The organism is Streptomyces sp. NBC_01450, from assembly GCF_036227505.1.
GTDB lineage: Bacteria > Actinomycetota > Actinomycetes > Streptomycetales > Streptomycetaceae > Streptomyces.
In genome coordinates this window covers 1003452-1028062 of record NZ_CP109480.1, presented here as the reverse complement: position 1 = coordinate 1028062, position 24611 = coordinate 1003452, and the positions used below count along the sequence as shown (strand labels likewise).

Here is a 24611-nt window from a genome sequence, read left to right as displayed (position 1 = left end):
CCATTGGGAGGTGCCGGGCGGCGGAATGGATGCCGGACGATGCGCCGCTGGGGCCGGCGGTGGGAGGCGCAGGAGGCCAGGGTGCGCAAGATCATGTCGCGTGCCAGCTCGCCCTTGGTGGCGAAGGTTCGGGGATGCGGGCCGCTCGGCAGCGTTCCTGGTCGCCTGTCCAGGACTTGGGCAGGTAGAGCTCGCGATCGATCAGGGCATGGCCGCGGGTGGTGGCGTAGGCGGCGAAGACACCGATCTGGCATTTTTCTGTCCGCCCGGCCGTGCCGGAGTATTGGCGTTGCACCCCTGCGGAAGTGGTGCCCTTCTTCACGAAGCCGGTGTCGTCGAGGATCAACACGCCTTCTGCACAGCCGAGTTGTTCGGCCACGTAGGCCTGCAGGTCGTCGGCGTCCCAGCGGCTGTGGGAGAGCAGGTGCTGCAGGCCGTGCGGGGTGGCGTGGCCGGCGTATTCGGCGAGCTGCCAGCTGTTCTTTCGGCCTACCGGGCCGAGCAGTCCGCGGACGTAGTCCCGCATCCGCCGCCGGGCTTCTACACGGCAAAAGCGGGCTCCGGTCTGCAGGAAGAGTTCTTCGAGTTCCAGGTCCCAGGTGTTCGTCGGTACATCGTGGAGCACGACAACGGACTGCTCGTCGCACTGTCATTACATGCGGCGCGGATACTCGTTGGCGGGACAGTCGGCCCAAGACCGTCCCACCCATGCCAAAACCTCGCTAGACTCCCCACCGCCAGGCCGTTGACCAGGAGAAATACAGAAGTCCGGCTGGAGTACTAGGCCGTCAATTGGCAGTGATCGCTCACGGCAGACACGGAATAGCCCGAAGGGACTGGAACCGCGTCCGGGAACATGTCAACGTACAACACCCCGGAAGAACCAGCTCAGTCGACGTGTCGACCGAAGGAGTTGTGCCTGTGCGTCTGAGCGGTCGGTCCCTTTGCGGAGGACCATATTCAACGCGGATAGCATCGCGACCTGAGCCGCCCTCGCGCACGTCGCGCCCCCCGGTCGCCGCTTCCGACACGTCGATTGTGTCCATCGGAGCCCGCGTAGGAGTGGTCGTCCGCGGCCTCAGGCGCCTTACTGGCGACAGCCTCCACGCCCTACATACGGACGACGTGGTGCCTGCCGTCCGCTCGTCTCCGTTGGCCTCCTGACAGTCGTTCAGCTTGGAAGCCGGGCGGTGTGGTGCACGCGGCAGCCCTATATAGCCGATGATCCCCGGTTAGCCAAACCGGCGATCCTCCACACCATGGATGTCGTCCGCACCGGCTGTGCTTGGCGGTGGAGTTGGCGTGGGCCGACGTTGATCGGTTGATGGGGGCGAGTTCTCTGGCGACTCGATGCCTATTCGATTAGCCGTGTCTTCACCGTAGACGGCCGGGAGGCTATATGAGACAGCACTTCATGGATGCACAACAGACCGCGGATTTTCTGAATATGTCCCTCACTTGGGTTTACCGGGACGCCCCGCGATGCGGTCTCAAGGGATACAAATTCGGCAACGGAAGGAACGCGAAGCTGCAGTTCAAGACCACCGAGGTCCTCAAGTGGATTGAACAGCAGCGAATCGGCTGAATGTGCTGCCGCCGCTATGATTCGGCAATCAATTGGCTAATTGTATCGGCTGGATACAGACTGCTGAGGGAAACTAGTCGGTTAGTGATGGGAGAATAGTAGAACTTTGGCAGCCAAAACCCTTATAAGGGGAATGGGTATTTTCTTCAAGGAATGCGAGCACCCTAAGTCGAAGTGGTCCAGGTGCCCCCATTTCTACAAGATTAGGTACCGCAACTCTGCGGGGAAGTAAACAGTGGAGTCGGGGTTCCCGACCCAAGATAAAGCCATTTTGCGGCTGATGGAGGTGTATGCGCAGAGGAAAGAGGCGCCTCGGAGTCAGGGCAAGGCTGAGCGTATTCAGAAGTATGGATCGATGCGGTTCGAGGAGTATGCCGCAGAATGGAAGGTCGGACAGCGGGACCTGGCCCCGGCCTCCATGCGACATATTGACTCCCTCCTTGAGCATCACATTCTTCCAGTGCTAGGCAGTCGCCGGATGAATTCGTTCGACCATAAGGTTGTGGACGGTTTCATCCGGGCGATGGAGCGGAGTGCTACTGGCCTGGCGGCCCAGTCCAATGCCTACGACAAATTGAAGGCAATCCTCCTCGACGCCTGTAGGTTGGGCATCTTCGACGAGAACCCGTTGGAAGGTGTCAAACCTCCTCAATACAGCCCGGAACGCGCTGTGATTCCCTCTGTGGCGCAGCTGAGAGAGATACGCACGGCAGGCAGCGATTTCTTTCTATTGATCGCGGACCTTATGAGTGGATGCGGGATGCGTAATGGGGAAGCGGCAGCGGTAAACATGAACAACATTGTTGCCGACAATGTGTATCGCATCACGGAGCAGGTGAACCAGACCACTAGGCAATATGGGCGGCTCAAGCATCGCAAGGCTGGGGAGTATCGTGACGTGCCCCTTCCGGCTCGGGTAAAAGAAACCATCGAGTGGTACGCGGGCAGGTATGGAACCGTGGACGGTTACCTTCTCAGGCATTCGGTGGATCCCGGAAGGGCTTTTCCGTATTACTATCTCGATAGCCAGTGGCGGAAGATCAAAAGAGCTGGAGAGGTGGATATTCCAGAGGGTATGGTAATCTACGGTTTTCGGCACTTTTTTGCGTCGAACTGTCTATCTAACGGCATCCCTATCACCGATGTTGCCGAGTGGATGGGGCACAGCAGCATCGACGTGACGTTCAAGACCTATCGTCACCTCATGCCTGGCTCGATAGGCAAGGCCGCCAAGCTGCTGGACATGGGACTGGCCGGGTGAGAAGCAGGGTTGGCGTGCGGCGTGATGCTTCCTGAGGAGTCCTCCGGTCACGATGCTGACCTTTTGCTGACCCCGAGAGCTGTGTGGTCGCCTGACCTGCGGAGACACTCAATCTGCTGGGGATGTTCGTGAACTTCAGTGGGATCGTCGCCGGGACGGCCGCGTTCGCGTCGGAGGGGGCCCCGAACGTGAGGAGCGCCGTGGTGACGGTGCCCGCAGCCATCGCCAGGGCGCGCCATTTGAGACTCCTGAGCCTTCTGGTCACTCGCTCTCTCCTTGGGTGGGGGGATTCCAACGAGGTGGATTCCGGCGGAGTGAAGCTGTCCGATTCTCTTTGAGAGCGCTCTCAGAATTGCGGCGGGTGCCGTACATGTCAACGATCCGGACAGGATTGGTCTGGTCCAACTGAGCCTGGGGCGTCACGTGGCGATGTCGACGGTGGATCCGACAGGCAGCTGGCGGAAGCGGTCGCGAATGCCGGTGAGCGCGCTGACCTGCGACTCGATGGCTGCGCGGCCCTCGTCGTGAGCTGCGTCGGGGGTTCCCGGCAGAACAGTCGGAGACGGCTGGAACGGCTGGATGGAGGGGACTTGCTTCGGGGAATCCGTGAGGCGTGGTTGGCGTCCCCTGGGCAGGAGCGGCTCAGGAGAGGGGTGCGCCTCGTGGTGATCGGCTCGGGCCGGAGTGCGACGTGCGCGTGTTGGCGTCTGTGACCAGGTCTGATCAGACACTTGCCGACCTTTTGCTGACTCTACTGACGAGTAGTCAAATGCCCCGCCAGTGTCCGCGCGCACGCTGAGCCTGACCTGGTCCAGCTGTCCTGCACCGATCCGCAGGTGGGCCCGGTCTCGTGAGGTACACCGAACTGTGTCAGTTATGTGGGGATAGCTGATTCTCGGTGCCATCCCGGAGGGGCGGCGGCTTCGGCGGCCCGCAGTTCGGGTCGAGAAATGGCAATCTTCGTTGGGTGAGTGACGGCAGGGTAGCCGCCTGTCCCGCGCCTGGAGTGCGCGCCTGCGTATTCGGGAGCGGACTGTTGCCGCTACATCTGGGGGATATCACTGCGGTCGTACGGTGACCTTGAATTCCGTGTGTTTGTCTGCGGATTCTTAGTCATATTTATCGTGGCTGAAGCCGGTGGTGAGAGAGGGACGGCTGCGGTTTTGACTCGCTGCCCCGGCGCTCGCCCTGAAGAGGTGTCGGTGCGCGGCACTGGCTGGGCTGCTATTCGGCTCGTCATGGTGCCCAGTGGGTTCTTGGAACCCTCGGAGCCTGAAATCAGCGGTGTGTCACCCACGTCGCGCGGGCGTCACCGCGCCGACGTGTTCAGAACCCGAGGTCCGGGCCGGGGGGAACGTCCGAGTCGCCCGGTCCCTTTCTGAAGCCGGGCAGTCCGTCTGGGCCGGTGTCGGGAAAGAGGTCGATCTCATTGTCGAACCGATCCTGTGGAGCGAGATCGGCTTCGGGAATGGTTGGCCCTTGCGGTTCCTCCGTGAACCAGGGGGGCAATCTCTCGTCCAGAGCGTCGGCGACCTCGTGCGCGAGACCCGTGAGGCCGGGACGGTGGGAGGCGCCCAGCAGCACGGTTTCGAGGCCCCGTCGGCGCTGGTCGCGGGCCAGCCCCGGAGCCGTGAGGATCGACTGCGTCAGGCCGCGATCGTGGCGCTCGGCGGAGTCGATCAGGTGGGCGGATAGGGCGTGCGGGCCCAGGTGGCCCCACTCGGCGTCGTGAGAGGGGTAGAGGTCACCCAGGAGGTTGTGCAGCGTCCTGAGCTGGTCGGGCCTCGGCTGATCGGCCCCCCAATGCCGGTAGTGCGCACTCCGGCCCGCCCTGACCGCGGCCGCCGCCTCGAGCCTGTTCCGGGCGCCGCACAGGGCTTGCGTGACGACGAGCGTCCGGAGCAGTAGCAGGGTCTCGCGGTCGCCTGCCAACCCGGATGCGTCGGCGCCGCGCATCCAGTACCGCTCCTCTCTGGCCAGGACGACCTCGTAGGGAGACGTCAGTGCCGCGTGGCCTGGGGCGGCTCCCTCGAACGCGCTGATCGCGGCCGCGCAGGCCGCCAGGCTGAGGGAGAACGGATCCGCGAGCGGACTGTCGGGAAGCAGCCCGTCGACGAGTGGTTCGAACAGTTCGTAGAGCGGAACGTGGATGTACAGTCGGCGCGCGAAGGCGTGCGCTGCCTCGCTCAGGGGCGGGACCGTCGCTTCGTGGTCGTGCGGCTCCAACGTCCCCAGCCGGAGGGTCCTGCCCGCGTCGGCGGGGAAACCCAGGTGCTCGCACTGTCGCAGGACATCGTCCTGCCACTGGCCTGCCACCCGGGACAGCAGGAGCAGCCGCACTCGCGCCCGGCCGCGGTGCCCCGCCACTGTGCGCAGCACCAGCCCCAGCCAGGCCGGTCTGGTCTCGGCGTAGTCGATCACCAGCAGGAGCGGGCGGGCGCTGGTGGTGAGTGGGTGCAGCGCCGGTCGGGGCGAGGCGTGGGGCGGTTCGGTCCTCAGGAAGCCGGTGACCCAGTCGTCGCCCAGGCACTGCGCGAGCTCGACGGCGAGCCGTGTCTTTCCGGCACCCATCGGACCCGTCACCGTCATGGCGTCGAATGGGCGGGCCGAATCGGCCCACCTTCTCAGGCAGCGTAGTTCGGGGCCCCGCCCGATGAACGGCACCGTCCGAACGCGCGGGTGGAGGAGGTAGGAGACCGACGGCCCGCCCTCGTGCGGCGCCGTCAGGGCCCGCGGGCCGGGTCGGGGAGGAGCCTCCAGCAAGGGCTCCAGCTCGACGGATTCAAGCGGGGGTACCTCGCATTCCGGGTTGCACGGCGCCCTGAGAGCGGAGTGCGGCTCGCCCCGTCCGGGGACCGGCTCCACACACCCCGTCCCGAACAGAGCTCCGCGGAAAGCGGCGCTCCGCAGCAGCTGACCGACGGGTATGGCGTTGACCCGCGCCGCGTGAAAGCCCTCCGGGACGCTGCGTATCACGGCGATGAGCAGCGGCCCGCAGAAGACGGCCGCGCCGGACATACCACTCCAGTCCCTGCGGTTCTCCAGGGAAGTCAGCTCGATCTGGTATCGGCGGCTAAACCTCTGGGTCGACGCGTCGACGGTTCCCGAGACGCCCATCGGGTCCCGCCCGTGCCGCGTGGCCTGCACCTGTGGGAAGCCGACCACCCCGCAAGCGACGGGGTGCTGCGGATCGGCCCCGGTCAGTTCCCCGTAGCGGACCGGAGCGGTGAACGAACGGTCCGTGGCCACAGCCAGCAGCGCGGCGTCCAGACAGTCGTCGTACCAGATCACGTAGGCCCGCACCCAGTCGGCGCCCTCCTGCATGAACCGGATCTGCGCCGAGGTCGGCTCGCGGCGTGGCACACCGTCCGTCAGGATGTGGCCCGCGGTGAGTACCAGGCCGGCGTCCACTTCGTACCCAGATCCGTAGGAGCCGCTTTCCCCCAGAACCTCCACGACTGACGACGCGTCGAAGGTCACGTCTCTTCCCCCATCCTGCTCTTCACTCGTCCGGCCCGTCGCCGCGTTCGGTCCTGACGGGCCCGGCTCAGTGACCTCCAGGCCGACGCGGTCGATCCCGGCCCACTCGATCGCCCACCGGCAGCTCCCCGCCTTCCGTGTCCGTCACGCGGAATCGGACATTGATGCGCTGCGTACGGGTCCCCGCCGACTCGCCCCCGGCGTCGGCCGACAGCACATAGGCCTTCACTCCGCCGCCAGCCCTTCTGCTGCGACGCAGCTCGATGGAGAAGTCGAGGACCACCTCTTCCGGGACGAACCTCACCTCGCTGCCCGCGCCTTCGGCCCTGGCCCCGACGAGCCCCGCTCGTACTGCGGCGATCGCCTCCGACAGCTCCAGCCCCATGCCGTCCGGCTCCATTCGAACTCCCGCCCCCGTCCACGACCGGTCCAGCCCGGTCCTGTCGTTCATTGTGCTGATGCGCGCCGGTGCCGCCAGAGGGCGTGCCACGATCAGCACAGCCTCGACGACCCGCTGTGGCGCATGCCGTGCCCAGCGGACAAGTACGACCACCACCCCCGCGACACCCTCAACGACCTGAAGGGCCGCGGCCTAGTGAGCGTTGAGACACGACTGGCCTCACCCTTGACGAGCACGCTCTGGAGTTGGCCAAGCGCCCGTACGACCTCGGCCACGTCGGCGTCTCGTTCTGCTAGCTGGAAGGGGTTGCCCTCTTCCCTCGGGATACGGTGCTGCCATGTCCCGATCAAGCGAAACCGGATCAGTCCTGTCTCCCGTCACCGCGGACGACGTCGACCTTGCCGTGCGGCTTGCCGTGGGCATTCTTCAGGACGCACCCGCGGAGGGGTGGGGCGGTAAGGCCGGTTCGCTGGAGTGGGACTGCTGGGAGACCGTCGAGCACCTCGCCAACGACCTGTTCTACTACGCCGTGCAGCTGGGGCCGCAGAGCCCGCCGCTGGACACCCATGTGCCTATCGCGTTGAGCCAGAAGAGGCCGGACGGACCCGCGGTCTTCCTCTTCGCGGACCGTGATGCGGGTCCGGCCGGCCTGGTGCAGGTGCTGGAGGCGTGCGGCGCGCTGTTGGTCGCCGTGGTGCGTACCACGCCGCCCCGGGTCCGCGCCCACCACGCCGCCGGGGTCTCGGACCCCGAAGGCTTCGCGGCGCTGGGGGTGCAAGAGACGCTGGTACACATGCACGATCTGGCGGAAGGCTTCGGGCTTGCCTGGACCCCGCCCTCCGCCCTCCGCTCTCTGCTCGCGGGTGCTCGCCCGTCTGTTTCCAGAGGCTCCGGGCGGCGCGGATCCCTGGCTCACCCTGTTGTGGGCCACCGGCCGCGCCGAACTGCCGGGGCACCCTCGTCTCACCATGTGGCGCTCGGACAGCACACCGCGGTCATAGGAGCGGATCGGCCTCAGCCGCGGCCAGGCTGATGATCGTGCCCCTACCGCGGCGAGAGCACACCGGGCCACCCGTCCCAACCGGCAACCCGGCGAACCTCCGGGCCCAGGTCTCATCGGGGCCTGCCAGGGCGGGCCGGCCGAGGGTGACCTCGCGGGCCGCACTCGAAGGCCTGGGCTTCGAGTTGTTCGCGCGGCGAGGATTCGACTGAACGACCGTCGACGACATCATGTCCGCGGCCGGCATCGGCTGTCGCACCTTCTTCCGCTGTCTTGCGTCCAATAACGACTCCGTGTGAGGGCTCTTCCCAGGCTTCCGCTGGTAGTCCGGGCTCTTGCCTGCGGCTGTCCAGCTGATCGTCAGTTCTGGTAAGGCTTGTCGGCCATGGACAGGCCTTCCAATGCCAGGCCCAGGGTCGTGCCCTCTTCCAGCCGCCTCGCCAGTCGCTGCCGCAAGGCCAGCGGTGTCAGCCGTAACAGTAGCGATGGCCTGGCAGCGAGTGACTCAGCGAGCTCGATGGCTCGGGGGAGCACTTCGGACGATGGAACCACCTCGTTGACCATACCGAGCCGCAGCGCCTCATCGGCCTGGATCACTTGCTGGGTCAGGGCCGCGTAGCGGGCCCGGTTCATGCCCAAGAGCTCTTCCCATACGACATGGATCCCGTCACCCGGCACGACCTCGCCACCCAGGTGCGGAAGGTCCTGGAAGTGCGTGGTCTGCGAGGCGATGGTGATGTCGCCCAGCAGGACCCATTCCGAGTGGATCGTGGCAGGACCGTTGATGGCTGCGACGATGGGCATGGGAAGGTCGACCAAGGCCCGTAGTACTTGGCGTCCCTCCCAGAAGATCTCGTCCCAGTTGAGGGGTTTGAAAGCCTGACGATCTTCGGTCAGGTCCATCTCGGTCATGAAGTGATCGCCGGTGCCGGTCAGGACGAGGACCCTGTTTGCTCGATCGTCGGCGATCTGGCTGAGCACACGCGGGAAATCGCGATGCAGGCGGGAGCTGAGCAGTGCCGGTTCGCCGGCACTGTGCAGCCGTAGGGTGAGGACTCCGCTCTGCGTGCGCTCGAAGGCGAAGTCGGGGAAGGTTTCGAAGTATTGAGGGGTCTCCATGCCGAAAATTCCTTGGGGAGGCTGGGGGGCCTGCCGGGCTGCTTGAGCGCGTGGCGTGGGCCAGTGGGTGGTGTGCGGTTCTGCCGAAGGCGTGATGGACAGAGCGGGCCGGTGGCCTTAGCGGATGGTGAAGCCGGCATCGAGGGGCCACTGGATGCCCGTGATGAATCGCGCCTGTTCTGAGACGAGGTAGGCCACAGCGTTCGCCACGTCCTCGGGTTGCAGGATGTCGATGGGCAGGGCGTTCTGCATGCCGGAGATGAGATTGTTCTCGCCCACGGCGGCCTGGGCCATGAGGGCGTCCATCGCCGGGTTCTGGCTCATGCCGCTCAACACCCCCGTCGGATGGATGGTGTTGACGCGGATCCACTCGGGGGCGAGAGCGCCCGCCAGGTTCTGCATCAGTCCGACGAGGCCGCGCTTGGCGGCGGTGTAGGCCATCCCGCTGGTGTTGAGCGAGGGTGTGCCTTTGAGTCCGGCCGATGAGCTCGTGATCACGATCGAGCCACCGCGCCAGCCGGCGCGCATCGCTGGAAGCGCGGCTCGGACAGTGTGGAATACGCCGGTGAGGTTGACGTCGATCACGTCGTTCCAGTCCGCCAGGAAGTCGTCGGATTCGTCACCCAGTCTGATGATGCCGGCGTTGGCGATGATGATGTCCACGCGCCCGAACTCGGCGAACCCTTCCTCAAACGCTGTCCGCAGGGCGGGGAAGTCGCGTACGTCGCAGGTCCGCGCGACGATGTGTCGTTTCTCCTCCTGGACCAGCCGGACCGTCTCGGTGAGATCGTCGGGTGTGGCGTTCGGGTACGTCATCGTCGGGATGTCCGCACAGATGTCCACGCCGATGATGTCGCACCCTTCTTGAGCCAGCCGCACGGCGTGGGCCCGCCCCTGTCCCCGGGCGATTCCGGTGATGAAGGCGACCTTTCCTGCCAGGCTCTCAGGCATCGTTTCTCCTTCCAATGATCGGCTGACGGGCGCAGAGCCCTGTGCCCGGAGGCAGCTGGGCCCCTGTGATGCCGGCCTCGTCTTTGAGCAGCCACGCGACGGTGCTGTCATGCCTTGTTCCGGGTCCTCCCGCCGACGACGCTGCCCAACTGGGTGGTGTTCAGCCGGCTCACGTGCGGGGCCAGGTCATTCGCCATGACCTGCCTTCTGCTCGGACGGCGTGTGCGCTCCGGTCCAGCTGTCCGCGTTGCCACAGGTATCGAACAAGGTGCGACAGGCGTCGACCGGACTCCGCTCGTGCCAGCAGTGTGATCGGCGATGACAGGCCTGAGCCGAGAGATGCCCGCTCAGTGGAACGTGAACTTGGGAAGGCCACGGTCGGCCAGCAGGCCGGGTCTGTAGCGCAGCGCGATCTGCTGGCGCAGGGTGCGCACCCGTGCCCAACCGGCTCGGCGGACAGTGCGGCGCCAGGGCTCTTCAAGAAACCAACGCATCGTCTCCTCGTCGTCCGTCAGCCCCAAGGGACACGTGGGCGGATACGTCTGTATGGAGAGCGGGTGGTCGGCTCGAAGCACCAGCCGCCAGCGCGCGGTTCTATGTCGACAGTGTCGTACCCGACCAGGTCGAGCGGATTCGTCTCAGAAGCTCCAATGGGTCGTCAAGCTGGTCGGGTGTCGCGGCTGGGTCGTACTGTGCCCGGGTGCGCTACTTGTCCTCGGTGTGGCTGAGGATCGATCGGATCGTTGTCGTTGCCCCTTGGTCGCACGCGAACACCGCGTGATGCTCGCGCCGTCGATCCCGCTCTCGAGACTGCCAACCGCCGCCGCTGAATCGGTTCCACGCCTGCCCGGCGTCCGTCCGGTGCTGTCCCTGCGGGCGGCGTCACCGCACCGTGTACCGCGATCGCAGTACATCTACTGCTGCATGTGCGGGACGTGAGCCTGCCGCCCTCCCTCTACCCTTCAAAGGTGAATGCAGGTATTCCGAACGTACGCGCGGCGGGTCGTCCGGCCGTGGCATCGTGGATGCCTGCGGTGATCACTGCCGTACTTGGACTGCTCACCCTTCTGGTGATCGACCGGGGCGATCTCGGCGGACTCAATGCCGGACATGTGCTCCTCATCGTCGCCGGCAGTTGCGCGCTGCTCATGCGGCGCCGCGCTCCCGTTCCGACCCTCGCCGTGGTGTTGGTGCTGTCGGTCGTGAACCAGGCCGCGGGCAGCCCTCTCGACGTCATGCTCCCGGCCATCGAGGTGGCCGTCTACACGGTCGCCCTGCGGACGGGCCGGCGTGGTGCGTGGGCGACCGCCGCTCTGACGGCGGCCTGGGTCGCGGTGACCGTGCTCGCGTTCCAGTCCGAACTGCCTGTCAACCCGCAGCGGCTCGGTGCGGCCGCGTGGATCGTCGCGGCCGCGGCGGTCGGTGACGCCGTGCGCAGCAGGCGTGCCGTGGTGGCGGCCCTGCGCGAGCGGGCCGAGCGCGCCGAGCGGACACGGGCCGAGGAAGCCGCGCGTCAGGTCGCCGAGGAACGGGTCCGGATCTCCCGCGACCTCCACGACATCGTCGCCCACCAGCTGACTCTGATCCATGCGCAGGCGGGCGTCGGCGTGCATCTGGAAAACGCCGGCGTGCCGCGTCCGGACGGCCTGCTGGAGCAGATCCGCGACGGTGCCAAGGTCGCCCTGCAGGAACTGCGCACCACGGTCGGCGCGCTCAGCCACGGCACCGAGGCGGGGCTCGCCCACCAGCCCATGCCGGGCCTGTCCCTGCTGGACGACCTGACCAGGTCGTTCAAGCTTGCCGGGCTTCAGGTGGACGTGCGGTAGCGCGGTGAGCCGGGCAGACCGTCCGCGACCGTGGACGTCACGGCCTTCCGCATCCTCCAGGAGGCCTTGACCAATGTGCAGAAGCACGCGCAGGTCGACACGGCCGAGGTTGAACTGCGGTGGGGGGTCGGTGCCTTGGTGCTGAACGTGCGGAACGGCACCTCCCCGCGGTCGACCCACGCCGCGGGGGTGGGGACACACCGGGGACTGCTGTCCATGAAGGAACGCGCGGCGGCCGTCCGAGGAACGTGCGAGGCCGGCCCCGTCCACGGCGGCGGATACCTGGTGACGGCTGTCCTGCCGCTCCATGAGACCGGCCGTGTGCGGCCCCTGGCCGCTACCGAGACGGTGGTGCGGTGACGATCCGGGTGGTCCTGGCCGACGACCAGACCCTGTTGCGCGGCACCCTCCGGCTGCTGCTGGACTACAGCCCGGGGTACGAGGTCGTCGGGGAAGCCTCGGACGGTGACGAGGCCCTGGCGCTGGTACGCGCCCACGTACCCGACGTGGTGCTCATGGACATCCGGATGCCTCGGACCGACGGACTCCAGGCGACGCGGTCGATTCGCGACGACTCCTCGCTCGCCGACGTGAAGATCCTCGTACTGACCACGTTCGAGACCGAGCAGTACGTCGTCGAGGCGATGCTGGGTGGCGCCAACGGCTTTATCGGCAAGGGCACCGACCCGCCCGAGCTGCTTGCCGCCGTCGAGAGGGTGACCAGGGGGGACATGGTGCTCTCGGCCACGGCGTCGGTCGCCCGGGTGAAGCGGTTCCGGGAACAGCAGCACACACCACGGCCGACCGTCCCCGGCCGACTCGCCGAACTAACGCCACGCGAACGGGAGATACCTCGCACGCAGCACGTGGTCCCGGCGCACTGACCCCGCCGGGCCGGCCCCGGCGGTGCCGACAAGGTGCCGACAATCTGTTCCGTTGAGCGGACACGCGCCGCCAACCGGTTCAGGCCGGTCACCATGCTGGGCTCCCATCGCGCCAACCCCGGTGTGGCGGTACGCGAACGAGCCGGCTCAGGGCCGGTTCCCGGCCCTCCGCCCGCACCGATCTCACCCACCGCGGCGCGGCCGCACACCTCACCGGACGACCACACGTCACCTACGTCTCCCAAGGAAGCGAGTCGGATGGTGCTCACCACCGCGAAACGGGTCCTTCGCAGCCTGGCCGTGATCATCCTGGTCACGATGGGCTCCGTGGCACTGCTGAGTCTGGCGCCGGGATCGGCCGCCTCCGTCATCCTGGGAGAGAACGCCACACCGGCGGCGGTCGCGAAACTGAACGCCAGACTCGGCATGGACCAACCCCTCTGGCATCAGTACATCGACTGGCTCGGACACGCCGTCACGGGCGATCTCGGCACCTCGCCGATCACCAACGAATCGGTCACGCACGCGGTCCTGTCCCGGCTGCCCGTGACGCTGGAACTCGCCGCCATCGCACTGACGTTGTCCCTGGTCGTCGCCGTGCTCCTGGCCATCGTCTCCGCGGCGCGGGAAGGGTCCGGGGCGGACCGCGGGGCCACGGCCCTCTCGTCGGTGCTGCTGTCGGTACCGGCCTTCATCGCGGGCCCCGTCCTCATCTACGTCTTCTCCCTGAAGCTGGGCTGGCTCCCCGTCAGCGGATGGGCCCGGATCAGCACCGACGGCCTCGGAGCGAACCTGCGCGGCGCCCTGCTCCCGGCCGTGTCGATCGCCCTGACCGAGATCGCGGCCTTCCACCGGGCGCTGCGGGCGGATCTCATCTCCACCCTGCGCGAGGACTTCATCGCCGCCGCCCGGGCCAAGGGGATGAGCCCCGCCTACGTCATGTTCCGCCACGCGCTGCGGCCGTCGTCGTTCTCCCTGATCACCCTCGCCGGCATCAACCTCGGCCGGCTGATCGGCGGGACCGTCGTCGTCGAGATCCTGTTCTCGCTGCCCGGCCTCGGCCAGCTGGTCGTCTCCTCGATCGTCTCCCGGGACCTCGTCTCGGTCCAGGGAATCGTGGTCTTCGTGGTCGTGGCGTACGTCCTCGTCAACACCCTGGTGGACCTCAGCTACCACTGGCTGGATCCGCGGGTCAGAAAGGCGGTCGCGGCATGACGAGCGTCCAGCGCACCGTCACGACGGGACCGGACACCGGGACCGGCGACGGCGCCGGGACGGAGCCCTCCGTCCCGGCCGTGCACCGCACCCGGTCGATCCTCGTCGGGATCGCCTACACCTGGCTCGCCGTGATCGTCCTCGCGGCCGTGTTCGCCGACGTCCTTCCGCTGGCGCCGTACGACCGTCCCGTCGGCCTGCCCAGGCAGACACCGAGTCCCGACTCGTTCGATCTTCTGCTCGGCACCGACCAGTTGGGCCGCTCGCTGCTGTCCCGCTGTGTCCACGGCGCTCGGGTCTCGCTGCTGGTCGGAGCCGGCGCGGGTCTGATCGGCTCGGCCGTGGGGACCGTACTCGGCATGGTCGCCGGATATCTCCGCGGCCGTACCGACTCGGTGATCAGACTGATCGCGGACGCGATGCTCGCGTTCCCGCCCCTGATCTTCCTGCTCGCGCTGGCCGCCGTTCTCACCCCCAGCGTGTCGACCATCCTCATCGGGCTGACCCTGCTGGTCGTCCCTACCTTCGTCCGGCTGGCCAGAGCCAACACCCTGTCCTGGGCCTCCCGCGAGTTCATCACCGCCGCCCGCAACATGGGCGCGAGCAGGCGGCGCATCCTGGCGCGGGAGATCCTGCCCAACCTGCTGCCCTCGCTGGGCGCCTACCTGCCCGTCGTGATGGCCGCGCTGATCGTGGCGGAGGGCTCACTGAGCTTCCTCGGCATGGGCATCCCACCCCCCTCACCGAGCTGGGGCGGAATGATCTCCGACGGCAAGGACTCCGTCGGTGACTACCCGCACCTCGTCTTCGTGCCCACCGCGTTCATCTTCCTGACCGTGTTCGCCCTCAACCAGGCCGGTGACCACCTGCGGCACCGGTTCGACCGCGGTCTGCACGACTGACGCGGTCCGGCCCGTGCCCGCCTCGGGCCGGCCGGCTTTCCCGAACGTCCACGACAAGGGGTCAACGATGATCCGTACCAGATGCCTCACCACGATTGCCGCAGCCACCGCCGCACTCCTGCTCGGTGCCTGCGGGGGCGGCGGCGGGAAGAGCGCCGGGGGATCGACCGGGGCGACGGGCAAGCCGGTCGCCGGCGGGTCTGCCCGCGTCCTCACCCTCAGCGAACTCCGTACCCTCGATCCCGCGCAGATGGGCAACAACTTCGTCAGCGGCGCCATCGTCGGCAACGCGCTCTACGGCACCCTGCTGACGGACGATCCCCAGTCCGGGAGGATCCGCGGCTCCCTGGCCAAGTCCTTCAGCTCCTCGGACGGCGGGAAGACCTTCGAGCTGAAGCTGCGTGACGGGCTGACGTTCTCCGACGGCACCCCGCTCAACGCCGCCGCCGTCAAGTACAACTGGGACCGCATGCGCGACCCGGCCACCGCGTCCCCGTACCAAGCAGATGCCTCGCTGGTGACGTCGACGAAGAGCGTCGACGCGACGACGCTGAAGGTCACTCTGGCAGAGCCCATGGCGCAGTTCGCCCAGTCCGTGGTGACCACGTCCATGAACTGGATCGCCTCACCGGCCGCGCTCGGCAAGGGGGCGAAGGCGTACGACGCACACCCCGTCGGCGCCGGACCGTACACGCTGAAGGAGTGGCGCCGGCAGGACGCCATGGTGCTGGTGAAGAACCCCAAGTACTGGGACGCGCCCAAGCCTTACCTGGACCAGCTCACCCTGACGGTCGCCCTCGACGCGACACAGCGCGTCAACACCGTGATCAGCGGCGGCGCCGACCTTGCCATCGAACAGAACTGGGAGAACCTGAAGAAGGCGTCCGACGCGGGGCTGCCGACCACGACGTCCCCGCTCAGCGGTGGCACTTACCTCGCCCTCAACACCCGGCGCGCGCCGTTCAACGACATCCGGGCCCGCGAAGCGCTGTCCGACGCCATCGACTTCAACGCCCTGAACGCCTCGGTGTACGACGGGACGGGCGAGACCGTCGACACGGTGTTCCGCAAGTCCTCGCCCTTCTACACCGACATCCCGGTGGGCAAGCCCGACGCGGCCGCCGCGCAGAAGTTGTTCAACGAGATCGCGGCCGACGGCAAGCCCGTCTCGTTCACCTTCACCACCACCGCGTCGACGGAGAACAAGGCCCAGGCGGAGTCGATCCAGTCCCAGCTCAGCAAGTTCAAGAACGTCACCATGAAGATCAAGGTGGTCGACTACGCGGAGTTCATTCCCCTCCAGACCTCGCACGACTTCGACGCCGTGGTGTCGTCCGCCGCCTTCAACGACCCGGAGCCCAGGCTCTGGACCGCGTTCCAGGGTGACTCGCCGACCAACATGACGGGCATCAACGACGCCCAGCTCGACCAGGCCCTGCTGAAGGGCCGCACGGCGACCACCGTCGCGGACCGCAAGGCCGCCTACGACACCGTGCAGCGGCGGCTCGTGGCACTGCGCCCCATGCTCTGGATCCTGCGCAGCGCCGGCAGCGCGATCTCCGGCAAGAACGTCGGCGGCCTCACCCAGTACGGGTTCGGCTCGCTGCTTCCGGAGGACCTGTGGATCAAGCACTAGGCGACCCGGCCGACCGGGCTGACCCGACCGACTCGATCGACCCGGTCCTCGAAGTCCGCGATCTCCGGGTCCACATCGGGACGCCGCGCGGTGTCGTACGGGCCGTCGACGACGTCTCCCTCACCATCGGGCACGGACAGGCGCTGGGCGTCGTGGGGGAGTCGGGATCGGGCAAGTCGGTGACCGCGAAGGCGATCATGGGCATGCTGCCGCGGGGCGCGGGGTGCAGCGGTCAAATCCTCTTCCGGGGACGGGACTTGCTCACCCTGTCCCAGAGCGAGCGCAGGAAGATCTGGGGTGCCCAGGTCGCCATGGTGCTCCAGGACCCGGGGGGGTCGCTCAACCCGGTCGTACGGGTGGAGCGGCAGCTCACCGAGGGCATGCGCCGGCACCTCGGCGTCGGGCGCGCGGAGGCGCGCGGGCGGGCCGTCGATCTCCTCGTCGAGGTGGGCGTGCCCGACCCGGAGCGTCGGCTGCGCAGCTACCCGCACGAACTGTCCGGGGGCATGCGCCAGCGCGTGATGATCGCCATCGCGCTGGCGTGTGAACCCGACCTGGTCATCGCGGACGAGCCGACGACGGCGTTGGACGTGACCGTCCAGCGCCAGGTCCTCGACCTGTTGCGCCGCATTCAGCGGGACCGGGGCACGGCCCTCATGCTGATCAGCCACGATCTCGCCGTGGTGGCCGGACGCACCGACCGTACGGCCGTGATGTACGCGGGCCGCCTGGCCGAAGACGGGGCGACGCGCACCGTGTTCGCGGCACCGCGCCACCGGTACACCCACGCCCTGCTGGAGGCGGTTCCCACGATCGACCACGAACGGCACACCCCTTTGCGCCTGATCCCCGGCATACTGCCGGATCCCGTCGCACCGCCGACGGGCTGCCGATTCCGACCCCGCTGCACCGCGGTACGGACCGAGTGCGGTGTGCCGGGGCCCGTCATGACCTCCGTGGGACACGACCACCGGGTCGCGTGCTGCGTTCCGGTCGACGCGCCCGGCACACCGCCGGTGACGGGGGGCCACGATGGCCGGTAGCGGGGACGCCCATCTCCGGGGTGACGGCGCCCTGTTGACCGTACGGGACCTGGTCGTCGAGTACGCCACCGACGCCGGGGTCGTGCAGGCGGTGTCCGGGGTCAGCTTCGACGTCCTGCCCGGCGAGACCCTCGGCATCGTCGGCGAGTCGGGTTGCGGCAAGTCGACCACGGGCCGGGCCGTGCTGCGCCTGGACCACGCGACCGGCGGCACGATCGAGTTCGACGGCGAGCGCATCGACCAGGCCCGCCCACAGCGGATGCGCACGCTCCGACGTGACATGCAGATGGTCTTCCAGGACCCGGTTGCCTCGCTGAACCCACGCCGCAGGGTCCGGGACGTCGTCGAGGAAGGCCTGGTGATCGGAGGTATGCCGGTCGCCGAGCGAACCGAGCGGGCTGCCACCGTACTGGCCCAAGTGGGGCTCGCCGAGGAGCGGTTCGCCGAGATGATGCCTCGTCAGCTGTCAGGTGGCCAGGCACAGCGGGTGGCGATAGCCAGGGCCCTGGCGCTGAATCCGAAGCTGTTGATCTGCGACGAGCCGGTGTCGGCCCTCGACGTCTCCGTGCAGGCCCAGACGCTCAACCTGATCGAGGACATCAAGGCCGCCTACGCGCTGACCGTCGTGTTCATCGCTCATGACCTCAGCGTCGTCCGCGCGGTCAGCGACGACGTCATGGTGATGTATCTGGGCAAGGTGTGCGAGTTCGGTGACGCCGACCTGGTGTACGAGCGGCCCGCCCACCCGTACACCAGGGCCCTGCTCGACTCGGTTCCGCTGATCGACTCCGACCGGGGCTTCGCCGGACCCGCGCTCGACGGGGACATCCCCTCACCCCTGGCGCCTCCGTCTGGCTGCCGGTTCCGTACCAGGTGCCCGAGGGCGGAGGACCTGTGCGCCGTCAGCGAGCCGCAGGTGCGCGAGGTGCGCGCGGACCAGTATGTCGCGTGCCACTTCCCGCTTCAGGACACGCCCACGGGCGACGATCCGTCGGTGACCACACTGGCCGTCGGCACCCTGCCCCGGCGGGGATGTCGGACGCCGGGCCTTGGAAAGGCGGAGCGTGGACATGCATGAACTCGGCACGAGCGAGCGGCCGGACTGGAGTCTTGCGGTGGTGATCGGGGCCGGTGGCCTCGGCACGGCGGTGGCGCGACGGCTCGGGCAGCAGCACCGGCTGCTCATCGTGGACATCGACAAGGACAAGGCGGACGAGGTCGCGCGGAGAATGCGCGACGAGGGAGGTGACGCCGAGCCGGTGGACTGTGACATCACGCGGCCGGAGTCGGTCCTGGAGCTTGCGGAGGAGGTGAAGCGGCGAGGAGGCTTCGCCGGGCTCGCGCACGTCGCCGGACTGTCCCCGTCGGCGGCGGACTTCGAGAGCATCGTGCGGGTCAACCTCACCGGAGCCGCACTCGTCACGCGCGCGCTGCTGCCCTGCGCGGAGCCCGGCGCGGCGGCGATCCTCATCGCGTCCCTCGCCGCGCACACCGTCACGCCGAGCGCCGCTGTCGAGGCCGTACTGCGTGACCCGCACGACGCCCGGACGGCGACCCGTCTCAAGGAGGCGCTCGGCGAGGAGGAACGCACCTCCGCGATGGCGTACCAGCTTTCCAAATACGGTCTGCTGTCCCTGTGTCGACGTGAGGCATGGACGTGGGGACAGCGGGGAGCGCGGATCGTCAGTCTCTCTCCGGGGCTCATCGCCACCCCCATGGGTGCGTTCGAGTTCGCGCGCAGTCCGGTCAAGCACGATCTCTATGTCAGGACCCCGCTCGCCCGTGAGTGCACGATGATCGAGATCGCCGGCGTGGTCGCCTTCCTCGCCTCCGACCAGGCGTCGTTCATCTCCGGCACCGACATCCTGGTCGACGGGGGTCTGGCCGGGACACTGCGCGGCGACTGAGCGCACCGGTGCCGGCCCGGAGCCCGCGGACAAAGTAGTCCGCCCAGCGGGATACCGGCCTCGGCGCGAGGTCCCACCGCCCTAGCTTTTCGCGAGCCGTGACTCCCCGGTGCCGTCAGCACCCTCGCGTTGATCACCACGGGGAGACCTGGTGCCCCCTCCCGGACCGGAAGGACCTCACGATGAAATCCGCCATCTACAACGGACCGTTCGACATCACCCTCACCGAGCTGGAGACACCCACCTGCGGTCCGCGGGACGTGCTGCTGCGCAACCTGCACGCCGGCATCTGCGGTTCGGACGTGTCGGTCTACCGGCACGGTCCCGGGGCGCACCAGATCCTGAAGGGCGAGCAGTTCGGCCACGAGGTCGTGTCCGAGATCGCCGAGATGGGCAGTGAGGTGACCGGCCTGTCGGTCGGCGACCGCGTCTACCCCTACCCGCTGACAGCCAAGGGCGACCCGAGTCGCGCCGGATGCCTGGGCGGTTTCTCCGAGTACATCCTTGTCCCGAACTGCCATGTGGGTGAGCAGGTGTTCAAGGTCGACGACCGGATCCCCACACCTGTGGCCGGACTCATCGAGCCCTTCACGGTGGCCCACCGCGCTGTGCGTCGCTGCCGTCCTCAGCAGGGGGAGAAGGCCATCGTCTTCGGCGCCGGCACGATCGGGATCGGCGCGGCGGTGGCGCTGAAGAGCCTCGGTGCCGCGGAGGTCATGGTGGTGGACCTGTCCGACTTGCGTCTGGAGAAGGCCGCCGGACTCGGATTCGTGACCTGCAACTCCGCGCGGGAGGACCTGCGGAGGCGAGCCGGTGAGGTGTTCGGTGAGGTGAAGACCCTGCTGGGGACCTTCCCCGACGTCGACATCTACGTCGAGGCGGCGGGGCCCGACGAACTGTTCGCCACCATCCAGTCCATGGCGAAGTCCGGCGCGCGCATCGGCGCGGTAGCCGTCCATCCCAAGCCGGTCGCCGTCGATCTGGTCCGGCTGGCCTACGGCGAGCAGGAGATCATCGGACCGGGCGGCTACCGGCCCGAGGACGTCGTAGACGTCATGAAGATCATGGAGAGCGGACGGTTCGATCTCGCCTCCATCATCACCCACACCTTCGAGCTCGACCGGATCATCGAGGCGATCGAGACGGCGGGCGACCGCGAGTCGGCCCTCCACGTCGCCATCGCCTACTGAGGCACCGCTCGGCCCTCGCTGAACGGCGCGCAAGGAAGGAACAGGGAAGTGACGAAGACCCTCGGGCTCATCGGAGCCGGACGGATCGGCGGGGCGCTGGCCCGGCTGGCGCTCGCCGCCGGGCTGGACGTGGTCGTGAGCAACTCGCGCGGCCCGCAGACGCTCATGGACACGGTGGCGCAGTGGGGAGAGGGCGCCAGGGCCGCAACGGCGGCGGACGCGGCGCGCCAGGGCGACATCGTGGTGGCCACCGTCCCCCTCGGCGCGCTCCGGCGGCTGCCCGCCGACGCCCTCGCGGGGAAGACCGTGGTGGACACCATGAACTACTACCCCGAGCGCGACGGCTCCCTGGCGGAGCTGGACTCCCGCGAGCTGACCTCCAGCGAGCTGGTGCAGCGTCACCTTCCCGGGGCGCGGGTGGTCAAGGCGTTCAACAACATCGACTTCCGGCGGCTGGAGATCCTGGCCCGGCCCGCCGGCGCCGCGGACCGCAGCGCGCTGCCCGTGGCCGGTAACAGCGCCGCCGCCAAGGAGGAGACGATCCGGCTGCTCGACGTCCTGGGTTACGACGCCGTCGACCTGGGCCCCTTGTCGGAGAGCTGGCGCAGCGAGCCCAACACGGCGGTCTACGTCCAGCCGTACCTGCCCGAACGCCCGGCGGGGGCGACCGGGGACGCGGACGTCATGAGGTGGTTCCTGGGCTGCCCCGGTGCCCCGCTCCCCGCCGACCGGCTCGCCGGCCTTCTGCGCGATGCCGTGCGTCAGTCTCCCGCCGACGCGCGAGAGCGCCTCGGCTGACGGCCGACCGCCCGCCACCGCGAGAAACACTCACCGAAGGCATGACGACATTGCGGACACTCAGCCTGGGCCATGCCCTGGTCGACCGGGTCGAGGAGCACACCCTGCCGGTCTCCCTCACCTTCCTGACCGGCGACGAGGCCTTCATCGCGCGGCGCGTGGACCCGCTGCCCAGCGGGTTCCTGGACCGGGCCACGATGAACTTCCTGTTCTCCAACCACAGTTGGGTGCTGCGGGTGGACGGCCGCACGGTGCTGGTCGATCCGTGCACCGGTAACGGCCGCACCGGCAGGGGGCCTTACTTCGACGGACTGGACGTCCCCTATCTGGACCGGCTCGCGGCGGCGGGTGTGTCGCCCGAGGCGGTCGACATCGTCTTCTGCACCCACTTCCACCACGACCACTGCGGCTGGAACACCCGGCGAAGCGAGGGGAGATGGGTGCCCACCTTCCCCAACGCCGACTACGTGTTCGCGGCGGACGAATACCGGCGGTGGGACACGGCCAGGCCCCCGCACTCCAACGACTTCAGCCCCAACGTGTTCGACGAGTGCGTACGTCCGGTCGCCGCAGCGGGTCTGGCCAGGGTCGTGCCGCTGCCGTACGAGATCTCGCCGAGCCTGACCGTCGAGCACGCACCCGGCCACACCCTCGGTCACGCGGTGCTGGCGCTCGACTCCGCGGGCGTCCGGGCGTACTTCACCGGAGACGCCTTCCACCACCCGGTCCAGCTGACCCGACCCGAACTGCACCTGCCGGGCTGCGACGACCTGGAGACGGCCGTCGCCACCCGGCGCGCACTCGTGCGACGGGCGCTGGACGAAGACGCGTTCCTCTTTCCCGCCCACTTCCCCGCCCCGCACTACGGCCGACTCGCCCTCGACGGCGACGAGGTCTGCTTCGTGCCGGGCGGCGCGATCCACACCACGCAGGCACGAACATCACATCCTCCTAGGGAGCAGGCATGAGATCACCGCACGGATCCTTCCCACCAGCGAGTACGGACCCACAGTTACCCGAACGGCCCTGGGCGACGCGTCGTGTGACGGCGACCGGGAAGTCGTTCCGCGCGCGGGTGAGGAGAGGGGTGAGAGTGTTCGGCGCAGGCCTGTTCGCCGCCATGGTGGCCGTGCCCCTCCTCGTGACCAGCGCGCAGGCAAGTCCGGCCGGTGGCCGCTTCGAGGTCGACGCGACCCCCGGCACGCCGGACCGGGTGAACGGTCAGCCGGTCGTCGCGGTCAACCCCAAGAACCCGGAGAACCTGGTGTACGCGTCGACGGACCACATCGTCAACGGCGCCGCACTCGTGAGGGTGGAGTGCTACGCCGCGTTCTCGACCAACGGCGGCAGGACATGGACCCGCACGGCCTGGCCGGCCGGCGACAACCCCCAGTGCGGCGACCCGTACCTGGCCGTCGACTCGAAGGGGATCTTCTACCTCGCCTGGAACCAGCTGGGTTGCCCCGACGACCCGACCGGACCGATCACCGGTACCTGCAACGGGGTCCCGAACGCACTCGGTGTCGCCCGGTCGACCGACGGCGGCCGCACCTGGTCGCACGTCGTCGACACGCCGGCCGTCCGCGCCGCCACTCCCCGGCTGAGGGTGGACACGGCCACTGACTACGTCTACGCGGTCGGCGCCAGCCCGGTCGGGGAGCCCGGACCGTCGGCCGTCACGGTCAGCAAGGACCATGGCCTGACCTGGACCCCGGTCGAGGAACTCCCGGACCAGCCCTTCGGCAACCAGATCGCCGTGCACAACGGCGTGCTGGCCACCGCGACCTCTGAAGTGGTCGTGGGCGGGGTCTCGGTCCAGCCCGTGAACCCCGTGTTCGAGGTGAGCCGCGACGACGGGAAGACCTTCACGGCGTTCCCCGTCACCGACAGCCAGGGAGTTCAGGTGGCGCCGCCCTCGGGCGACCTCGTGCCGGACACCAGGCTGCTGACGTCGGACCCGATCCCCTGGGTCACCGCCGATCCCACGAGGACCAACCGGTTCGCGCTTCTGCTGCCCCGGGGCGACAACCTGGAGGTGTACGTCACCAACAACGCGGGCCGGACCTGGACCGGTCCGACCGTGGTCGCGGCACCAGGCGCGTCGAAGCCCTGGATCGAGTTCGGTCCCAAGGGAACGCTGGGCATCATGTGGCGGCACGTGGCCGACGGGCTCGTCGACACCTACTCCACGGTCTCCTTCGACGGCGGGAAGACCTTCCCCCGAACGGTGAAGGTCAACCGGACGAGCGAGCCGTACACCTTCCTCGGCAGCGGCGGTGACGAATGGTCGCGGATTCTCGTCCACGGCAAGTACGCCTACGTCACCTGGTCGGACGCGCGCGACGGTGGCGATGTCGACGGCATCGTCGCCCGGGTTCCCCTGTCGCTCTACCACTGAGTTCGTACGACCCGTCGCGATCCACGCAGCCAGGCGGCATCTCCTGCCGAGGAGATGCCGCAAGGGCTCCGTTACCTGTGTCAGTCGGTCACGGCGGAGTGCTGGGCGAGGACGACTTCCGCGAGCTTCACATGCGCGGCGTCCACCAGCTGGCCGTCGACGCTGGTCGCCCCGAGGCCCTCCGCCTCGGCGGCCCGATACGCCTCCAGGACCCGCCGGGCACGTCTGACCTCGTCGTCCGTCGCCCGGAAGACCTGGTTCGCGATCCCGATCTGCGAAGGATGGATCGCCCACTTGCCGTTGAACCCCAAGGAGGCCGCCGATCGTGCGTCCTCCTCGTAACCGGCCGGGTCACGGAAGTCGGGGTAGGGGGCGTCGATGGCCGCGATGCCCGCGATGCGCGCCGCGGTGAGCACCTGCATCCGCGCGAAGTACCAGAAGTCGCCCGGATACGGCTCACGCGGACGGAAGTTGGTGTCCACCCTCGCGCCCTGTGACACCGACAGATCGCCCGCGCCGAAGATGACGGCGTCCAGACGTGGGCTCGCGGTCGCGATCTCCTCGGCGTGCGCGACTCCCGCGACGTCCTCGATGAGGACCTCCAGCCGGATCCGCTTGCCCAGTCCGAGCCTCTCCTCCAGCTGGCTCAGCAGCACGTCGACCCACCAGACGTCCCGTGCGGCCGTGACCTTCGGGACGATGATGGTGTCCAGGTTCTCCCTGGCCCCTTCGACCACCTCGATGATGTCTCCGTGAGCCCACCTGGTGTCGATCCCGTTGATCCGCACCGCACGAACGGTGCTGCCCCAGTCGTACTCGCTGAGCGCCTGTACGGCCTTGCCCCGGGCCTGTTCGCGCAGCGCCGGGGCCACCGCGTCCTCCAGGTCGAGGAAGACCAGGTCGGCGTCCGAGGCGGCCGCCTTGGCGAACATGTGGTCGTTGGAGGCGGGGGTGGCCAGTTCCGAGCGTCGCAACGGAGGTGTGTTCATCGTGTCCTGGTCTCTCCTCGGGTAGGT

20 protein-coding genes and 2 pseudogenes are annotated in these 24611 nt (G+C 68.1%); 15 read left to right on the top strand and 7 right to left on the bottom strand.

Annotated elements, in window-relative coordinates; translation table 11 throughout:
- Positions 1 to 77 precede the first annotated feature (77 nt).
- Positions 78 to 592, bottom strand: a pseudogene (locus OG568_RS04725) (IS701 family transposase); the annotation flags it as partial.
- A gap of 1228 nt (positions 593 to 1820) precedes the next feature.
- Between OG568_RS04725 and OG568_RS04720 the strand changes: the two are divergent.
- Positions 1821 to 2846: a tyrosine-type recombinase/integrase gene (locus OG568_RS04720; protein ID WP_329530421.1), complete on the top strand. Its 1026-nt coding sequence runs from the start codon at positions 1821 to 1823 to the stop codon at positions 2844 to 2846.
- A 1326-nt stretch (positions 2847 to 4172) separates the two neighbouring features.
- On the opposite strand, the gene OG568_RS04715 is transcribed toward OG568_RS04720, so the two are convergent.
- Entirely contained in the window at positions 4173 to 6326 is a 2154-nt protein-coding gene (locus OG568_RS04715) for a serine protease (RefSeq protein WP_329530420.1), read from the bottom strand.
- A gap of 67 nt (positions 6327 to 6393) precedes the next feature.
- Positions 6394 to 6711, bottom strand: a complete 318-nt coding sequence (locus tag OG568_RS04710; protein WP_329530419.1) for a trypco2 family protein — start codon at positions 6709 to 6711, stop codon at positions 6394 to 6396.
- Between the two features lie 352 nt (positions 6712 to 7063).
- Here OG568_RS04710 and OG568_RS04705 point away from each other — a divergent pair.
- Positions 7064 to 7727 (top strand): annotated as a pseudogene (locus tag OG568_RS04705) (hypothetical protein).
- A 359-nt stretch (positions 7728 to 8086) separates the two neighbouring features.
- Here OG568_RS04705 and OG568_RS04700 read toward each other — a convergent pair.
- The 3 genes from OG568_RS04700 to OG568_RS04690 all read right to left on the bottom strand — a co-directional run bounded on the left by OG568_RS04700 (position 8087) and on the right by OG568_RS04690 (position 10290).
- Positions 8087 to 8845 carry an enoyl-CoA hydratase/isomerase family protein gene (locus OG568_RS04700; RefSeq protein ID WP_329530418.1) on the bottom strand — a complete coding sequence of 253 codons (759 nt, stop codon included), beginning with the start codon at positions 8843 to 8845 and terminating at the stop codon, positions 8087 to 8089.
- 117 nt (positions 8846 to 8962) lie between these two features.
- Positions 8963 to 9796 carry a mycofactocin-coupled SDR family oxidoreductase gene (locus OG568_RS04695; RefSeq protein ID WP_329530417.1) on the bottom strand — a complete coding sequence of 278 codons (834 nt, stop codon included), beginning with the start codon at positions 9794 to 9796 and terminating at the stop codon, positions 8963 to 8965.
- A 347-nt stretch (positions 9797 to 10143) separates the two neighbouring features.
- Positions 10144 to 10290, bottom strand: coding sequence for a hypothetical protein (locus tag OG568_RS04690; RefSeq protein ID WP_329530416.1), 147 nt, complete (start codon positions 10288 to 10290; stop codon positions 10144 to 10146).
- 540 nt (positions 10291 to 10830) lie between these two features.
- On the opposite strand from OG568_RS04690, the gene OG568_RS04685 reads away from it, so the two are divergent.
- The 13 genes from OG568_RS04685 to OG568_RS04625 all read left to right on the top strand — a co-directional run bounded on the left by OG568_RS04685 (position 10831) and on the right by OG568_RS04625 (position 23595).
- Positions 10831 to 11622 carry a histidine kinase gene (locus tag OG568_RS04685; protein ID WP_329530415.1) on the top strand — a complete coding sequence of 264 codons (792 nt, stop codon included), beginning with the start codon at positions 10831 to 10833 and terminating at the stop codon, positions 11620 to 11622.
- Positions 11623 to 11652: 30 nt separating this feature from the next.
- The gene (locus tag OG568_RS04680) at positions 11653 to 11982 is read left to right on the top strand and encodes an ATP-binding protein (RefSeq protein WP_329530414.1); all 330 of its coding nucleotides are present in this window, start codon (positions 11653 to 11655) and stop codon (positions 11980 to 11982) included.
- Complete coding sequence (locus tag OG568_RS04675; protein WP_329530413.1) at positions 11979 to 12506, top strand: response regulator; 528 nt, start codon at positions 11979 to 11981, stop codon at positions 12504 to 12506. The genes OG568_RS04680 and OG568_RS04675 overlap by 4 nt, the downstream gene beginning before the upstream one ends.
- A 258-nt stretch (positions 12507 to 12764) precedes the next feature.
- Positions 12765 to 13721 carry an ABC transporter permease gene (locus OG568_RS04670; protein WP_329530412.1) on the top strand — a complete coding sequence of 319 codons (957 nt, stop codon included), beginning with the start codon at positions 12765 to 12767 and terminating at the stop codon, positions 13719 to 13721.
- Complete coding sequence (locus OG568_RS04665; protein WP_329530411.1) at positions 13718 to 14623, top strand: ABC transporter permease; 906 nt, start codon at positions 13718 to 13720, stop codon at positions 14621 to 14623. The genes OG568_RS04670 and OG568_RS04665 overlap by 4 nt, the downstream gene beginning before the upstream one ends.
- Before the next feature lie 67 nt (positions 14624 to 14690).
- Entirely contained in the window at positions 14691 to 16259 is a 1569-nt protein-coding gene (locus tag OG568_RS04660; protein WP_329530410.1) for an ABC transporter substrate-binding protein, read from the top strand.
- The gene (locus OG568_RS04655; protein WP_329530409.1) at positions 16244 to 17302 is read left to right on the top strand and encodes an ABC transporter ATP-binding protein; all 1059 of its coding nucleotides are present in this window, start codon (positions 16244 to 16246) and stop codon (positions 17300 to 17302) included. Before OG568_RS04660 ends, OG568_RS04655 begins: the two co-directional genes overlap by 16 nt.
- Positions 17292 to 18380 (top strand): ABC transporter ATP-binding protein, encoded by a 1089-nt coding sequence (locus tag OG568_RS04650; protein ID WP_329530408.1) that lies wholly within the window; start codon positions 17292 to 17294, stop codon positions 18378 to 18380. The genes OG568_RS04655 and OG568_RS04650 overlap by 11 nt, the downstream gene beginning before the upstream one ends.
- Positions 18373 to 19209, top strand: coding sequence for an SDR family oxidoreductase (locus OG568_RS04645; protein WP_329536255.1), 837 nt, complete (start codon positions 18373 to 18375; stop codon positions 19207 to 19209). The genes OG568_RS04650 and OG568_RS04645 overlap by 8 nt, the downstream gene beginning before the upstream one ends.
- A gap of 182 nt (positions 19210 to 19391) precedes the next feature.
- Positions 19392 to 20399: a zinc-dependent alcohol dehydrogenase gene (locus OG568_RS04640; RefSeq protein WP_329530407.1), complete on the top strand. Its 1008-nt coding sequence runs from the start codon at positions 19392 to 19394 to the stop codon at positions 20397 to 20399.
- A gap of 48 nt (positions 20400 to 20447) precedes the next feature.
- Positions 20448 to 21197, top strand: a complete 750-nt coding sequence (locus OG568_RS04635; protein ID WP_329530406.1) for an NADPH-dependent F420 reductase — start codon at positions 20448 to 20450, stop codon at positions 21195 to 21197.
- A gap of 41 nt (positions 21198 to 21238) precedes the next feature.
- Complete coding sequence (locus tag OG568_RS04630) at positions 21239 to 22165, top strand: MBL fold metallo-hydrolase (RefSeq protein ID WP_329530405.1); 927 nt, start codon at positions 21239 to 21241, stop codon at positions 22163 to 22165.
- A gap of 125 nt (positions 22166 to 22290) precedes the next feature.
- On the top strand, positions 22291 to 23595 hold the full coding sequence (locus OG568_RS04625) for a sialidase family protein (protein WP_329530404.1): 1305 nt from the start codon (positions 22291 to 22293) through the stop codon (positions 23593 to 23595).
- Between the two features lie 80 nt (positions 23596 to 23675).
- Here OG568_RS04625 and OG568_RS04620 read toward each other — a convergent pair whose 3' ends face one another.
- Positions 23676 to 24584 carry an HpcH/HpaI aldolase/citrate lyase family protein gene (locus OG568_RS04620; RefSeq protein ID WP_329530403.1) on the bottom strand — a complete coding sequence of 303 codons (909 nt, stop codon included), beginning with the start codon at positions 24582 to 24584 and terminating at the stop codon, positions 23676 to 23678.
- Positions 24585 to 24611 lie beyond the last annotated feature (27 nt).

Coding starts and splice junctions, on each gene's coding strand:
- OG568_RS04710 (WP_329530419.1), bottom strand. CDS start 6,711: ATGGGGCTGGAGCTGTCGGAGGCGATCGCCGCAGTACGAGCGGGGCTC.
- OG568_RS04700 (WP_329530418.1), bottom strand. CDS start 8,845: ATGGAGACCCCTCAATACTTCGAAACCTTCCCCGACTTCGCCTTCGAG.
- OG568_RS04695 (WP_329530417.1), bottom strand. CDS start 9,796: ATGCCTGAGAGCCTGGCAGGAAAGGTCGCCTTCATCACCGGAATCGCC.
- OG568_RS04690 (WP_329530416.1), bottom strand. CDS start 10,290: ATGCGTTGGTTTCTTGAAGAGCCCTGGCGCCGCACTGTCCGCCGAGCC.
- OG568_RS04670 (WP_329530412.1), top strand. CDS start 12,765: ATGGTGCTCACCACCGCGAAACGGGTCCTTCGCAGCCTGGCCGTGATC.
- OG568_RS04665 (WP_329530411.1), top strand. CDS start 13,718: ATGACGAGCGTCCAGCGCACCGTCACGACGGGACCGGACACCGGGACC.
- OG568_RS04660 (WP_329530410.1), top strand. CDS start 14,691: ATGATCCGTACCAGATGCCTCACCACGATTGCCGCAGCCACCGCCGCA.
- OG568_RS04650 (WP_329530408.1), top strand. CDS start 17,292: ATGGCCGGTAGCGGGGACGCCCATCTCCGGGGTGACGGCGCCCTGTTG.
- OG568_RS04645 (WP_329536255.1), top strand. CDS start 18,373: ATGCATGAACTCGGCACGAGCGAGCGGCCGGACTGGAGTCTTGCGGTG.
- OG568_RS04640 (WP_329530407.1), top strand. CDS start 19,392: ATGAAATCCGCCATCTACAACGGACCGTTCGACATCACCCTCACCGAG.
- OG568_RS04630 (WP_329530405.1), top strand. CDS start 21,239: ATGACGACATTGCGGACACTCAGCCTGGGCCATGCCCTGGTCGACCGG.
- OG568_RS04620 (WP_329530403.1), bottom strand. CDS start 24,584: ATGAACACACCTCCGTTGCGACGCTCGGAACTGGCCACCCCCGCCTCC.